8 protein-coding genes are annotated in these 16,269 nt (G+C 45.0%); all 8 read right to left on the bottom strand.

Annotation, left to right across the window (positions count from 1 at the left end; translation table 11 throughout):
* Positions 1-106 precede the first annotated feature (106 nt).
* A complete protein-coding gene (locus VYM24_RS04905; protein ID WP_330941608.1) occupies positions 107-1,867 on the bottom strand; it encodes an AAA family ATPase in 1,761 nt (586 codons plus the stop codon).
* 680 nt (positions 1,868-2,547) lie between these two features.
* Positions 2,548-4,356, bottom strand: coding sequence for a RagB/SusD family nutrient uptake outer membrane protein (locus VYM24_RS04900; RefSeq protein WP_299090656.1), 1,809 nt, complete (start codon positions 4,354-4,356; stop codon positions 2,548-2,550).
* Positions 4,357-4,385: 29 nt separating this feature from the next.
* Complete coding sequence (locus VYM24_RS04895) at positions 4,386-7,496, bottom strand: SusC/RagA family TonB-linked outer membrane protein (protein ID WP_330941607.1); 3,111 nt, start codon at positions 7,494-7,496, stop codon at positions 4,386-4,388.
* Positions 7,497-7,565: 69 nt separating this feature from the next.
* Positions 7,566-9,494 carry a hypothetical protein gene (locus VYM24_RS04890; RefSeq protein ID WP_330941606.1) on the bottom strand — a complete coding sequence of 643 codons (1,929 nt, stop codon included), beginning with the start codon at positions 9,492-9,494 and terminating at the stop codon, positions 7,566-7,568.
* A gap of 11 nt (positions 9,495-9,505) precedes the next feature.
* The gene (locus VYM24_RS04885; protein ID WP_330941605.1) at positions 9,506-11,656 is read right to left on the bottom strand and encodes an alpha-glucuronidase family glycosyl hydrolase; all 2,151 of its coding nucleotides are present in this window, start codon (positions 11,654-11,656) and stop codon (positions 9,506-9,508) included.
* Positions 11,657-11,669: 13 nt separating this feature from the next.
* The gene (locus VYM24_RS04880) at positions 11,670-13,616 is read right to left on the bottom strand and encodes a glycoside hydrolase family 97 protein (protein ID WP_425286634.1); all 1,947 of its coding nucleotides are present in this window, start codon (positions 13,614-13,616) and stop codon (positions 11,670-11,672) included.
* Positions 13,617-13,637: 21 nt separating this feature from the next.
* The gene (locus VYM24_RS04875; protein ID WP_291549702.1) at positions 13,638-14,759 is read right to left on the bottom strand and encodes a glycoside hydrolase family 88/105 protein; all 1,122 of its coding nucleotides are present in this window, start codon (positions 14,757-14,759) and stop codon (positions 13,638-13,640) included.
* Positions 14,760-14,773: 14 nt separating this feature from the next.
* Positions 14,774-16,240: a glycoside hydrolase family 125 protein gene (locus VYM24_RS04870; RefSeq protein WP_330941604.1), complete on the bottom strand. Its 1,467-nt coding sequence runs from the start codon at positions 16,238-16,240 to the stop codon at positions 14,774-14,776.
* Positions 16,241-16,269: the final 29 nt, after the last annotated feature.

Here is a 16,269-nt window from a genome sequence, read left to right as displayed (position 1 = left end):
ATGCACTAATTATCTGCAAGGCTCTTTCATCTTTCATTGTTGCCTCATTCATTGGCTTTTCCACTGAAACTGCCGTCTGAAAGACAAGGAAGTTCTTTTAGGTGAATCAGATCACTTCCTCGCACACCCGCATTTCCATCCCTTTATATACTACTACAACCTTGTGCAGCCGGGTGTTGCCGATGGCGCGTTTCACTGTGTCCGTGTCGGCGTAGCGGTTGGCTTGGGCAATGGCTTCCCGGCGCAGTTCTTCCACGCGGTTTTCGGGGTCTTTGTACTTGGCATACTTCAACTCCACGATGTAACTGTGCGTCATGTCGGAGTAAATCTCCAGCATCGGACAGAGGAAGATATCGACGTATCCTGCCTGTGTGTCCTGTTCGGAAATGGGGCGGTAGAAGCGATTCTGAGCAGTCATGGCAAGGGTGAAGCCGTGGACAAAGAACTCGCCCTTCTGCTTGTCACGCTGTGAAGCATAACGCTTCAGACAGTCGGCAATGTAGCCGAAGTAGGACTGCCAATCACCCCGATAGGCCAGTGCACTGGATAGTTCGCTCTTTTCATAGCTGCTGAAGCTGAGGTCGGCATCATTATAAGTATTCAGCAGATAGGTGTAGAGTTGTTCCTGCACCACCATATTGGGAATGGTCAGTTTGGTTTTTCCTTCGTGCATTCCGCTGATGGTGAGCATTCCGAAGTAGTAGAGCAGGCTTACGAAATTATCGGGATTGGTGATGCTGACGGCAGGGAAACCATCCTTCAGGTCACCGATGATATAGCCTTGGCTCACTAAAGTCTGGATGATGGAGGCATCGTGAGCAAATTCCTTGTCCTTGCGGATGAGCATGCGCAACTTCTCATAGTCGATGCGGATGTTGCTCTCTATCATGTTTTGCGGCACTTTACCATTATCAATGTAGTTTTTTACGAAATAAAGCACCATATTGGAGTTGTACATCGTGGTTTCGCCATAACAATCCTGCGCAAAACAGTAATTGTCATACCAAGGTTTCATTATCTCTATCAATTCGTCCACGGTGTGGCGGAAAGGACTGTTTGTAGAGTAATAGTTCAGCATTTCGCGCACTTCTTCTTCAGTGAAACCCATCAACTGGTTGAATTTCGATGAGAGTGAGTAGTTGGTACCAATGTTGAATCCGCTGGTCAGGTCGTCCATCGTCACAGGGTTTACGCCGGTGATGAAGCAGCGCTTGATGCTGAAATAGGTTCCTGCCTTCACTTTGTTAAATAGATTACGCAGATAACCTTCGCCATGCGTCTCGTCAGTGTATCGGCGTAAACTTTCGGGATTGGAAAGGATGGCGTTGGTGAAATGGTCGTATTCGTCGATGAAAAGGTACATTTTCTGTCCGGCGCGTTCACATACTTGGTAGAGGAATTCCAGTTGCGCTACAGCTCCGTTTTTGGTATGCAGTTCTTCCCATGTCTCCGGGGGGAGGAGATCGGCATATTTCTTGCAAAAGCTCTCGATGGTTGTGCCGCAGTGCTCATCCAATCCTTTGCGGTAATCATTTAGTTCGGCATTGATGCCGGAAAAGTTAAGATAGAGCACTAAGTAGCTGTTGCGGTCAGGCGTAGGGTGTTGCCCGATGTAGAGGTCACCAAAAAGATCGTCAAACTTATCGCGGGTACTCACGTCATAATAGTGTTGCAGGATATTCAGTGTCAGACTCTTGCCAAAGCGTCGTGGACGGATGAAGAAGAAGAAACGGTCTGCCTGCTCTATCATGGGGATGAAGCGGGTTTTATCTACATAATAATAGTTGTCGCAGCGAATATCTGCAAAGTTCATCATTCCGTAGGGAAGTCTTTTCCTGTCCTGTACTATATAGTCCAATGGATTCATTTCCTGTCCTCCTACTATTCTTATTTTAATCCGTTACTTTGTTGCACAACGATACAAAGATAATATAAAGTTCTTATAGAGGCTATGCGTTTCTAACTACATATTGTACGAAGTATTTCGGGTTTATCTGTTGGGCACTGCATGCCTCGGCATTCCGTAATATCCCGGTATAGGTTGATAGATAGACTGTGCAGGCCTTCCACTTGTTACTAAAATGGCGTCTTCCTTTTGCAGAAAGACGCCATTTCTCTTCTTTTGCTAACACGAGCCTTTTTTGAAAACATGAAAATAGGAGTTACATGTGCCGGATAATGCCTGTAAATGCAGCTATTTCCTATGCTGTTTTTCAGATGTTGATATTCTGTTTGCAAGAGCTATATATCCAATCTGTCAGTACTTTATATCCAACTTGTCAACACTTATATCCAGCGCGCTGGGTCTATATGTCCTGCACCTTGGAAGTCTATATCCTACACGAACGGCATCCTTTTCCAACGAAAAGCACCTTCATTTTGTAGAAATAGGAGATGCTTCTACTTTTTTAGCGATGTGTATAAAAAGATATCCGGCTGTGCATCAGCCGGATATACTTTTTTAATCGCGTATTTCTGTCCTACTGTGCCCTGTTGCGCAAATAACGCATTCTCGGGGGATGGGAAATACAAAGTGTCAAAAACCTATCACCATCCTTGATTCTGTGGATAACGTTCGCCGGTCGTCACACGGTCAATCATTTGTTGTGGAACAGGACGTAACCAATGTCTGTCTTCCGTAATATTCGTATTAGCTTTACCATCGTCATACTTGCGCACACGGTCAATCAATGTTCCGGTACGAACTAAATCTGCCCATCGGCAATGTTCTGCAAGCAACTCACGGGTACGTTCTTCAAGGATGAAGTCGAGCGTAACATCACTTGGAGCGATGTCCAATGCACCAATTTCACCGATTTGCTTATCACGGGCACGCTCTCTAATCACATTTATATATTTAGCTGCATTCGTATTATCACCCAATTTGAAAGCGGCCTCAGCAGCCAGCAAATAAGTTTCGGCTAAACGATAAATGATGTAAGAACGATCTGTATTGTCATTGGGAATAGCACGCGTTCTGTCCAGGAACTTCATGATAGTGGGGAAAATGGCACGACCATTGTAAGCGTCAGGGGTAAAAATCAGATAGTGATTACCTTTACGATTCTGGGTTTTAGCTCTGATTTCTTCAGCAGACATATAATATCCCGGATAGTACATGGCAGTATCGCCAACAACGGTATAGTCCCAGTTGAAGCTTTCGTCCTTGCCGTCAATGAAATAATTGACAACACCACCTTTTTGCGTTTTAGTGGCATACCACACTGTCTGGAAAGTTGCTTTATAACGTGTATCTTTATCACGGTTGTTGAAAGCATTATAGGTATAGCCGGTAGGATTAATCCAAGAGTAACAACGTCCGTCATTGATGTTACGCTCACCCAAATACTGGTCATAACCATTCACAAAGTAATGATTCAGCGTGCTGCGTCCGCCAAAAGTGTTGTCATCATCCCAGTCCATACGGGCTACAAACAGTTCTTCCTTGTTCTTGCCGGAAGGGGCATCATTGGCTTCATCAAAAACATCTGCATAATTGTCCATCAGCTTCAATCCCAAAGAAGGGGCATCCGTGATTAATCCGGTTGCCATATCAAACGCTTTCTGATAATATTCCTTAGCCTTGGTGGTGTTATAGTACTTCGTCTGCGTATTTCCTTTATAAGATGGATTGGCAGGATCTTTATCGAATACCCAGGCTAATGTCAGATAAACGCGTGACAACAGGTGGCGGGCAGCTGCGGCAGAAGCGCGGCCTGACTCCAGATTATTGAGTTGCGGACTGGGTGAACAGAGCCTGATGGCATTCAATAAATCAGGGATAATGACCTCTTCATAAACACGCACCATATCATGGCGTTCGGCCGAAGTACTTGGGGATGCATTATAGGTGGTAGTCAGTGTAACGTCACCGAATTGTTCCACCAAATGAAAGTAATTATAAGCTCGCATAAAATAAGCTTCACCTAAGTACTGGTCACGCTGTGCAGCAGTCAGCACAGTGGTGGTAATGTCTACTTTATCAGCATTTTCAATCATATAGTTCAAGGTGTTGATGTGGATATAGGCATCGTTCCACAACTTCCTTGGGTATTCATTGTTTGCATTATATTTCTCTAAATCGTAGTTTGCAAGATCGGCGCAACGGTTGCTTCCTCCGATGTTGTTCTTCAATTCGTCCGTGCCCGGATTCATCAGTCCGTGAATGCCTTCTTCGGCACTATAAGTGGAACGTACATTGGCATAAACAGAGTTTAGGGCCATGCCAAAGCCGGAAGGTGTTGCCATGAAATCCTGCATTACATTCGAGTGATTCTCTTCCTCCAGAAAATCGGAACAACCGGTTGCCAACAAAACAAGTGATGACAAGGCAAGTGTTGATAATATCTTTTTCATATTCATTCTGCTATTATTCAATTACTAATTTAGAAAGTCAAATTCAAGCCAAACACAAATGTGCGGGTAGGAGGAGTCTTTAAGTTGATGGTACTTGTAGTCTCCGGATCTATGCCGCCATCTTTACGGTATTCTTTGCTAAACCAAGTGAAGAGATTTGAGCCTGTAGCATATACGCGGGCTGTTTGCACGTTTAATTTGGAAAGGAATGTCTTGGGAATATTATATCCTAATGTGATGTTTCTCAGTTTCAGGTAAGAACCGTCATAACGGGCCAGTAATCCTTTGTTAGAAATTGTAGCGGTAGTGGGTTTCGGCCAACGGGCTGTTGTATTGTCCGGCGTCCAGTAATCCACGTTCAGGTTGTTGTAACCACCCTGCAAAGTATTCATCCAGCCGTTATGCATATCCGAGGTAATAGTTCCACCATAACGGAATGTCCACAAGAACGAAAGGTCGAAGCCTTTCCAGGCAAAACGGTTGTTGATACCTCCCTCGAACTTCGGGGCACGGCGACCGATGAATACTTTGTCATCTTCGTTGATAATCTGTTTGGCTTTCGGAGTGACGCCGTCTTCCTCATAATCGATATGGTGGTTTTTGATCTTGACAGTACCGATTACGGAATTGGCACCGGAAGTCGCGTAGCCGAATGACTCGGCCAATGCACGGTCTTCGGGAGTATCCTGCCACAGGCCGTCGTGCTCGTATGAGTAAATCACATATCTGTCTTGTCCCAAGAAGAATCCGGCATCTTTGTCAAATTCTACTCCTTCGCCAAGATCCATGATTTTGTTACGGTTGCCGAAGATGTTTAAGTCGGTTGACCAAGAGAGTTTGTCCTGTCCGTTGCCTTCGATATTCACTGTAGTCACATTGAATTCCATACCACGGTTTCGGGTAGCCCCGCGATTGGTCAGGTAAGAATTGGAGTAACCGGAAGTAGAAGGCAGATGTACACCCAGCAACAAGTCCGTAGTATTCTGCTGATACCATTCGATAGTACCGGTGATGCGGTTGTTCAGGAAGCCGAAGTCTACACCTACGTTCCATGTCTCGGTGTTTTCCCATCCCAGGGAGCTATCCGGTACAGTACCCGGACGAACACCCATCACGCCGCCTGTACCCAACAAGTACTTGCTGCCGGTATCCAGTATCGACATCGTCTGATAAGCATTGATAGCCGTACTGCCCACATTACCCCAGCTGGCTCTCAGTTTCATGCCGGAAAGGACGTCCGTATTGACATTCTGCATGAAGTTCTCACGCATCAGGTTCCATCCCAAAGCAACCGAAGGGAACGCATGCCATTTGTTACCTTTTGCCAAGCGGGACGAGCCGTCGTATCTCACGGTTGCCGTCAACAGGTACTTCTCTTTATAGTTATAGTTCAGACGTCCCATGTAAGAGAGCAGGCCCCATTTCTCGTAGCCACCGCCACCGGTCACGTTGCCCTGTGCAAGTCCCGGATTGTAATACTGGATGTTGTCATCGTAGTAGTCATTGCCAGACACGCTGTTCTTGGTGAACTCCTTCTCTTCTGCGGAAAACAATCCGGTCACGTTGAAGTTGTGAACATTGTTGAAAGAGTAATCCCAAGTCAGGATATTCTCCAACGTATAGTCTACACTGTGCTGATATTCGCCGAACGACCAGTCGAGGGCGCCCATACGTTTGGTCGTATTGGTGGATTGGAATTGGCCGATTGAGTAATATTTCAGGTTGATACCGCCGTTGAAACGATACTTGATGCCGAAAGGCAGCTTCACGTCGATATAACCGGTGGTGAAGGTAGACAGGCTCTTACGGTCGTCCACTACACTGTTCTTCTGCGTATCTAATAAGGGGTTCCATACATTCTGTCCGCTACCGGGCAAGTAAGTGCGCAGAGAACCGTCTTCTTTGTACGGAGTGGTGAAAGGAGAAGCACGCAAAGCCATTTCCATCGGATTGGTGTCCTGACCTTTATTGATGATGTAAGTATTCAAGGTAGAAAGACCCACTTTCAGGAAGCTGGTTATCTCCGTGTCGAGAGAAAGCTTTGCCGTCATACGCTCGAAGCTGTGTGCCTCATAGTTATTCTGTCCTTTATAGTAACCTACGGAAGCGCTGTACGTAGTACGGTCATTGCCGCCATTGATAGCCACCTGATGATTCGTCGTCATGCCGTTTCGGAATATCAAGTCCTGCCAGTCCGTATCGTTTCCTGCCAGATAGCCTTCCATCTCCTCCTGATCGCGGAAGACATCCCCCACGCGCATCAGATTCGGGTCGTCAATGCCGGTGTAGGCATCCGGATTGGCATTATAGGTAGCCCATTTCTTCAGTTGGATATATTCGGAACTGTTCATCACGTCATATTCCTTGATGGCAGTCGTGATACCGTAATAACCGCTGTAGCTGACGTTCATTTTCCCTTTGCTTCCACGTTTCGTAGTGATCAGAAGTACGCCGTTGGCACCGCGAGAACCATAGATGGCTGTTGCCGAAGCGTCTTTCAGTACGCTGATGCTCTCTACGTCATCGTTATTGATTTCGTTCAGTCCGCCGGAAAAAGGGATTCCGTCTACAATGATCAAGACATCATTTCTTCCACTAAGCGAACGCTCTCCACGCACACGAATCTGCGGAGAAGCTCCCGGATGCGTATTTCCGCCTGCCATCTGCACGTCCACACCGGCAGCAAGACCTTGCAATGCCGTTCCGATGTTTCCTACGGGTGCCTGTTGCAGTGCTTCGCTCTTTACGTTCACCATAGCTCCCGTTATGTCTGATTTCTTTTGAGAACCGTAACCGACAACTACCACTTCGTTCAGCATCTCGGCATCATCCTTCAACACTATTTTCACCGAAGGTCCTGTCACTTTCACTTCTTCTGACTTATATCCGATAAAGGAAATAAGCAGTACCGCATTCTTCGGAGCGTCAATAGCAAAATTGCCGTCTATATCCGAAATCACTCCGGTAGTAGTACCTTTTACTACGATATTGGCTCCAATCACAGGTTCACCGGCAGAGTCTACAACCTGCCCTTTCACATGGATGGCTTGCTCTATAGCCGCCATGACATTTACACTATTTACGAGAAATAGGCATACCACTAAAGGTATCCATAATAAATGTGTTTTTCGTAACTTCATAATATGCAATTTAAATTAAACGATTTGTTATTTAATTATAGTTTATATTCTATATATCCTGACCGAATGTCACCTTTTTGTCTTATTGTAATCCAGGATTATCTTTTCTCCATCCTTTTCTATCTCTATACAGGTAGAATTGAACAGGGCTTTGCAATAAGGATTATCATATCTATACTGCCAACGCAATGGCATTTCCTTGCCTTTCACATAGAAAGGACTGTCCCAACCGTATGAAATCGTACCTTCGGACGGAGATTCATAACTGATGTCTAGTCCGTTATCATGAACCGATGCGGCAGATATGGCTTCTATAAACTTTGAGAAGCTTCCCCATTGTGATTTTGAACCTGTCTCACAAATCCAGATATTCTGCCGGCCCTTTGCCAGTAGGTCACAGACTTCGCCTCTGTCGTCGGCTCTTAAATCTGCTGTATTTCTTGAATATAAAGCTACATAGCCATCCTTTTTGCATCCAAATATCCAGGAACCGGAAATATGTACTTCATCAAAAGCTTTCACTGGGAAATAAGCATGGGAAAAATCATTCTTTTGATTGACCGGTATGTTATAGATGCAGATTACCACATTCTTGCTTTGAACAGCACGGGGCAGAATTTCGTTACCGGCCCAATAGTTGGGCGACCAACGCAGATTCTTTCCGCCGGGGTGATTGGTATATACCAGAGCCTTATTGCCCAATGTTGCTTGCCATATATGTTGCTGATAGCCCGGAGCACCTTTTCGGTAGTCCAGCGCACAACTCAACATATAGTCCTTAGTACGGTAGGTCTCTATATTGGCCTCTGAAAGTGCAAATCGATCCAGATGCATATCCACAAGTTTACCATGTTCGGCTATCTGCGCATCATATTTTTTAATGTACTCGTCATAGTTCCGATAGGGCCATACGTCGTATTTTTCTGAAATCTGTTTAGACATACGAATAGCCATAGGATGTATGAACTCCTGCATGCCCCAGAAGAGGTGACAATCCAGCTCCTTATCATACGAAATGCCATAGGCGGGAGCATCTTCTACGTTTATACTTACCCGTTGACGGTTTAATAAAGGAGTCTTGTAGTCCACTGCTATTTTTCGGATGACTTCCGGGCAACGGTACGAACTAGTGGAGAGAGCTACGGGCGCCATCACCTCATCCCGGTCATAAGTCCCCACGCCGAATACCAACTTGGTCAATGGAGCCGTATTGTGGGCTCCCATGATGATAGAATGGGCATAATTACGTCCACTTGCCGAGCCGAGGAAACCTTCATAATTATTCAGCGCTACATCAAACATGAGTAAATCCAGCACCATGCCGGCTTTGGAGCGAATATCCTTGTCCTCGGCAAAATCATACAAATTGGCCAGCAGCAATACTTCCACCTCGTAATAAGTGGACATCCATTCGCTGAATCCGAAACGGAAACGATATTCCAACCATTTCATCAGCCTTTCTTTAGCGTGTGCCATGTGTTGCTTGCCGTTCATCCCATTGGTAAACTTTGTTTTTTTATAAAGCTGACCTGCCAGCAATTCCGCGGTATGATAAAGCGCCTGATGGTTTTCCGTATGATAGCAACGGTAGGTTGTATCACGGCGGCCGTCGTCCCACCAATATTTAAAGTCCAGAATACACTCTTCAATGCTTCCTTTTATTTCTGCCGGAAAGAAAGGTTGCCTCTTGTCCAGATAAACCATGCGAAGCAGACAATTGAGTGTAAAGTCATTGCAATCACGGTTCGATTTGATGACGGAAATCACCTCCCTCATCTTGTCCATCTCCAGAGGACGTCCGGAAGCGGCACGCGCTGCCTGGCGGAAGACACCGTAAAGAGGGTGTCCGCCTCCATTCTCTGAGTAGTAATCTAAAAATAAATCACGACGTTCTTCGTAAGTGCCACGAGGAGAACTCCAATATTCATCAGGCTGACGAGCCTGGGTCGGCATGGCAAATAACCACACCAACAACATTGTAAACATCATGTATTTCATAAATTCTTTATTTATTCGTAGCGTCCTTTCCAATCATGCGGGAAAGGAATGGTTTTATAATATTTCAATGAATGTTTGGGCTGTTCCAGATTTGCAGGGATAGGCAATCTTGAATAGTCCTGAAAGAAAAGTAGACAGCCGTCTCGCCACCAGATAGCTTCCTGTTCCTGATACTTCAATAAAGATGCGACATGATTAAAACGTTCACGGTCTATCTTACCATCCAGTTTGTTCCAAATTGCCTGCATCTGCCGAACTTCGTCCACACCTTTGTAGTAATGATAAATAAGTTCATCCCATAAAGTCCTTCCCGAAGCCATCTTATAGTTCCAAGGAACTCGATGAAACCACAGAAGATATTCCTGAGGGCACTCCTTGATATCATCAAACATTTCACTAACCGGGTGATGATATTGTCCGGTAGCTCCCGTCCCCTTGGCAGTTCTGTTTACACCGATACTGTCCTTGGTTATTTTATGATAGTCGAAAGCAGTCCATACCGGATCGTCATGCCAAGGTTCAGGTCCGTTATGTGTGTCATAGTTCATGATATGATTCAGTCCGAGGGGCATGGTATAGTTGACATAGGTTTCACGGGACATCATCATAATTTTCAGTACCGGAGAGAGTACGTTTTCGTCGTTGGAGAAGGTCATTCTCACCCAGTCTTCCGCAATTTTGCCTGAGCTTGTATCCGGATTCCATGCCAGACGACCGAAGGCATACCAGTTGGCTTGTCCGAATAAATGTCCTGTCCAATTAAGGTCTGTACCAATATTAGGAACACCGGCGATGGCTGAAATTCCATGAGATTCCCCGTAGTTTTGCAAAACCTTTGAAACGGTAGAGCCTTTTCCATTCTCATAAGTATCTGATTGGAGGGTTTCTTCAAACAGAGTGCCCAAATATACCAGATGCCCTGCATGTCCAAGATTCTCCTGTGTTATCTGAAACTCTAAAGACAGTGGCGTATCGGGCATACCACCGAATAAAGGGTGAAAAGGTTCACGCGGCTGAAAGTCTATGGGGCCGTTCTTGGGTTGTACAAAGACATTTTTTGCAAATTTACCATCCAGCGGTTTAAACTCATTGTACCCGTTTATCACACGATCTACATGACGTTCATTCTGGTAGACAAATGCTCTCCAAAATACAATACCCCCATAAGGTTCCAAAGCCTCGGCAAGCATATTCGCACCATCGGCATGAGAACAGCCGTAATCTTGTGGTCCGGGTTGACCTTCTGAGTTTGCCTTTACCAGAAAACCACCAAAATCGGGTATTAAAGAATATATTTCTTTCACTTTCTCTTTCCACCATTTCCGCACCTGAGGATCTTTAGGGTCAGCCGTATTCAGCCCGCCTATTTCTTTGGGTGCGCTAAACTTTGCTGTCAGATACACTTTTATACCATAAGGGCGGAATACATCTGCCAGTCCGGAAGCTTTTACCAACCAATCCGTTCGCAAGCTCTTAGCTTGTACATTCACATTGTTGAGTACCGTTCCGTTGATACCGATGGAGGCATTGGCGCGTGCATAATCCGTATAGCGTTGTTCCTTATAAGATGGAAGCCTTTCCCAATTCCAGATACTATATCCTGCATAACCACGTTCTACTGTTCCGTTCAGGTTATCCCAATGATTTAATACACGATACTTCAGTTTTGGATTTTCCTTAATATATAGTTTATCCAAAGGCTGATTGGTCTGTATCAACCTGAGATAATGGAAAACGCCATATAGTATTCCAACATCTGTCCTGGCTGCTATAGCTATAACCTTTTTCCCTTCTATAGTACAGTCCAGAATTAGATAGCCTTCGTCGGACAATCCGTTAATTTCGGCATAGAAATCTTGCTTCTTAAACAATGGTACAGACTGAGGTGTACCAACCACCAGCATGTTATCCTCTAAACTCTCCGCTTCTGTATAAGGCATATTTAATAATCCGGACAGACCGACCTGTAGTTCTTTCTTTGCAGCAATCAGGCTTTCTGCTTCTCCCGGGAATATGATTTTACGGCTTTTCAAGCAGTAGGACTCGCAAAGATTTCCCTTGTTTACCGGCTTATAACGTAGCCATAGCTCATAACCGTTCTCTGCATACAACCCTTGCGCACAACACAGCAAGAGTAGCAGGCATATATTTTTCAAATTCATAGTATTGTTTTTCTTATTCGATTACACCAGCCCAACCACCATTACGAACCAGTTTCATCGTCAATTTGGTAGAATTTGTAACTTCTGCTTCTTTCTTTTTATAATCCATTGCCTGGCGGTCCGCATTAATGCCATCTTCAAAGTAAGTGAGATGTAATTTCTTGTTTTCGGGCAGGAAACTTAAATCAACTTCTATAGTACGCCCCGTGTTGTTGGTGATAGCGCCAATAAACCATTTATCTCCACTACGACGGGCAATGATGACATACTCTCCCACCTTGGCATCCAGTACTTTGGTTTCGTCCCATACCACAGGAACACTGGATATGAATTCTGTGCAAGGGCGTTCACGATAGTAATACACCGGGTTATCAGCCAACATTTGCAAACCACTCTCAAACACAACAAACAGAGCCATTTGGTAAGCACGGGTTCCCGATCCCATTGCATTGGCGCGAGTAGAACGATTGTCCTCGGGTTGGGCGGAAAGCATAGAGCCGGGGGTAAAATCCATGGGACCTACGGCATTTCGCATGAACGGCAGATAGATGGAATTTGCCGGTTTACAGTTGCCGCCTTGCTCCATGCCCAATACTCCTTCATACGAAAGGACATTCGGGTATCTGCGTTCCAAACCTGCCGGCTTGAATGAACCATGGAAATCTACAAATAATTTGTATTTAGCAGCTTCTTTGGCTACGCGTTCGTAATAGTTCACCATCCATTGATCGCTACGATCCATAAAATCTATTTTTACTCCGGCAATTCCCCAATCGGCAAATGTCTTGAACAAATCAAAATGATTTTCCACCGCCAACCAAGTCAACCACAATACAATCTTCACATTACGTTCTTTGCCATATTTAATCAGCTCTTGCAGGTCAATCGTAGGATTCGGTGTAAACGGGTCACGGGTGCTCTTTGCCCAGCCTTCGTCCATGATGATGTAAGGAATGCCAAAAGATGAAGCGAAATCAATATAATATTTGTAGGAATCCATGTTGTAACCGGAGCGGAAATCAACTCCATACAAACGGGCATCATGCCACCACTCCCAGCTTACTTGGCCCGGCTTAATCCAACTATAATCTTCCAGTTCACAGGGAGAAGAAAGATTGTACACCATCTCATTGGAAATAATATCCCTGTCATCATCGGAAATCACAAAGAAACGCCACGGGAAACTCCTTTTTCCGGAAGTCTTGGCTATATAATCGGCCTCTTTCAATATTTTCATGCTACGGTCACCGTCCTCACCAAATTCCAGCGGACACTTCGGGAAAAGCGATTGCATCCCATTGTTACCGGTACTTTTCAGGAACATACATGGATAATCCTGCAAATCGGCTTCCGATATCAATATCTTGTATTGTTTATCTGTCTCTAATAGTACAGGCAGATAGGTCATACGGTCTGTTGCTTTGTATTCTTTAGTTTGTATATGCGTATATGGATATTCGTAGGACGTTTTAAAGCTGTTCGGCTGAGACATGTGAGCCAAATAGTCAGCCGGGAAATTGATTACGAAATCTTCTCCCTTTACTTCAACCTCACCTTTCTTGTCTGTTACAAAACGATAGGCCATTCCATTATCAAAGACCCGAAATTCGATGGCGTAATTACCTGCCATATTCATGCGTAACGTATTGCAATGATTCTCAACGATTGCATTTTTCAATGGGATTTCCCGTCTTATGCTTTCATCAATCTTGCTACGTTTTAAACTTCTCAGTTTCGGTTGCTCTCCCAGTACTTCATTGCCTAATGTCATAGTCAAAGAACAATTATCCAGTAATAAGTCATTGACCGAATATACGGAGTAATATACCTTATCTTTTAATTCTATGTTCACTCTCAGTTTGCCGTCGGGCGACTGTACACTGATTTCCTTGGCAGAAACTTTTCCTCCGTACATGCACAACAGTGCTATCAGTACAGGCATAAAATACTTATGTATCATTGTTTTTCTATTGTTATAAGGTTATTTTTCCAAAAATGCATTCACACACCACAATACCGGAGCTTGTCCATGCATATTGCCCGATAAAGTGCGGCGGTTCAAGTAGAATTGACGATCGTTCGTCTTGTTGGTGCCTTCGCACACACCGGCAATATCTCCCTTTTCGTCAATATGTCCCACTAAAGCAATCCAGGCTTTCCGAACTATGGGAGTGTAGACAGCCTCATCCAGCCACCCTTGTTTTACGCCTTTTATCATTGCATAAATGAACATAGCCGAACCGGATGTTTCCGTCCAAGTCGTTTTATCATCTACTAATTGTCCCCACAAACCATCTTCTTTCTGATATTTGCGCAAGGTATCCATCATTTTCCGGTACGATTCCAAAATGCGGGTCCGGTTCGGATTGTCCTCAGGCAAGAGTCCGAGAAGTTCCGTCATTCCGGCTGCCATCCATCCATTACCGCGCCCCCAGAAGAATGGAACATCTTCTGCATGATAGAATAATCCGTTCGGTCGCTGTATTTTATCAAGGTAAACCACCATTTCCGCGGCAGCACGGTCTATATACCGACGGTCTTTGGTTACGAAAAAGGCTTGAGACTGAATGGCTGATATCATAAACATATCATCAATCCAATAACGTGTCTGCCACGATAACCCTTTGTCCAGCAAGGCTTGATATTCTTCTTTATGTTTGGTGTTACGGGGCATTTTCCATTGCTCGTCGGCGTACCAGATTCCCATATGATAATAAATCTCCTTACCTGTCTGCGCATACAATTGCAAAGGTATCGTTCCGAATACGGTATGGTCTACATGGTCGGGTAACGGCTGCAAACGGCGTTCCGGACCGAAGATGGGCAAGAAGCGCTCTTCCAATTGCCGGAGTAGTTTCTTATTATGGGTTATGTCCGCATAGCGCAAAGCTCCAAACCAAGCACATGTTTCAGGATAAGTGATTTCATTGGGGGGAGCCGGATTACCATTAAAATTGGGGTGCGGAACTTCTACAAAGCGCTTACTAACCAGTTCACCCACTGCTTTAGGAGATGCGCCTTCAGGCCAATTCTTAAAAGCTTTTTGTGCCGACAGCCAGATGGGCACAAAAGTCATTAACCCCACTATTATTAATTTACGCATATTTGTTTCTCCTCTTATTTGATGTTGTTCAATAATTCCAGTTTTCCTTCATCCACCAATTTCAGAATCAGTTCTCCGAACAGTGTGTTTTGCCACGCAAACCAGGCACGGGTGAAGTTGGCGGGATTATCTTTATGGAAAGACTCATGCATGGAGCCTGTACCGGCATCGGTATTCATCAGCATTTTGATACATTCTTTAATCTCTTGATCATCTTGGCTGGTGAAAGCTTTCATCATGATGCTCATGGGCCATACCATGTCATATCCGATATGTGGGCCGCCTATTCCTTCACCGGCTTTGCCTTTGAAGAAATACGGATTGTCCTGGCTCCATACGAAGCGGCGGGTATTCTGGTAGATAGGGTCGTTTACATCCACATCGCCCAGATAAGGCATGGCGAGGAGGCTCGGCACGTTGGCATCGTCCATCAGCATGTGGTTGCCGAAACCATCTACTTCGAAAGCATAGATTGTACCATATTTCGGGTGATTATAGGTAGCGTATTTCTGTAGAGCAGTCTCTACCTCGTCAGCCAAAGCTGTGCACTCCTGAGCCAAAGTACCATTTTGATTTACCGTGGAAAGGATTTCCGCAGCTTTTCTTAAAGAAGATACAGCGAAGAAGTTCGATGGAATCAGGAACTGAAATGTTGTAGCATCGTCCGAAGGGCGAAAACAGGAAACAATCAGTCCGACAGGGTTGACAGGAGAACCTAAACCATTATTGTTCAGTGTGTCGAGAGCACGTTCCGTCTTGCGTTGGAATTTATAAGGACCGACACCGTCTTTACGTTGTTGCTCTTTGAATGTCTTCAGTATGTTTGTGATAGCTTCCAGCCATGCTTTATCGAAAACGCTGGTGTCACCGGTTTCTTTCCAGTATTGATAAGCTAATCGGAGAGGGTAACAGAGAGAGTCGATCTCCCATTTCCGTTCGTGCAGTTCGGGCTTCATATCTGTATTATCAGACATCCAGTCGCCGCCTGTAGGGCCATCGTTGTATCCGTTCGCATAAGGGTCGATGTTGATGCACATGAATTGGCGACGGATGACACCTTCCAACATCTTTTTCAGTTCAGGGTCTTTATGCGCCAGTTGCACGTAGGGCCACACTTGTGCACCGGAATCGCGCAGCCACATGGCATGGATGTCACCGGTATAAACAAATGTGTCGGGTTTGCCGTCCAGCAAACGGTAATGTACGGTTGTATCCAGCGTGTTCGGGAAACAATTCTCAAACATCCATGCCAATTTCTGGTTGGTCAGCAGTTTCTTTACCCGCAAGATTTCAGCTTCTACGGCTTTCGAAACATATAGTCTGTTTTTTACCGCAGGGCGGTTTGTCTTGTATGCGGCAGTCACCTGGGCATGGTTCACAACTTTAGTGTTGTCTTGTTTTAAAGTTGGTTCCATTGCTTTGGCATTGTTGTGCATACAGAACAAAGCTACGGCACATAGGCCAATATTTCTCTTTTTCATGTTTTTAAGGGTATTAGTGTATTTTCATT

The sequence above is a fragment of the Bacteroides sp. MSB163 genome (assembly GCF_036416795.1).
Lineage (GTDB): Bacteria > Bacteroidota > Bacteroidia > Bacteroidales > Bacteroidaceae > Bacteroides > Bacteroides maternus.
The sequence above is the reverse complement of the archived record's forward strand: the minus strand, read 5'-3'. Positions and strand labels throughout refer to the sequence as shown.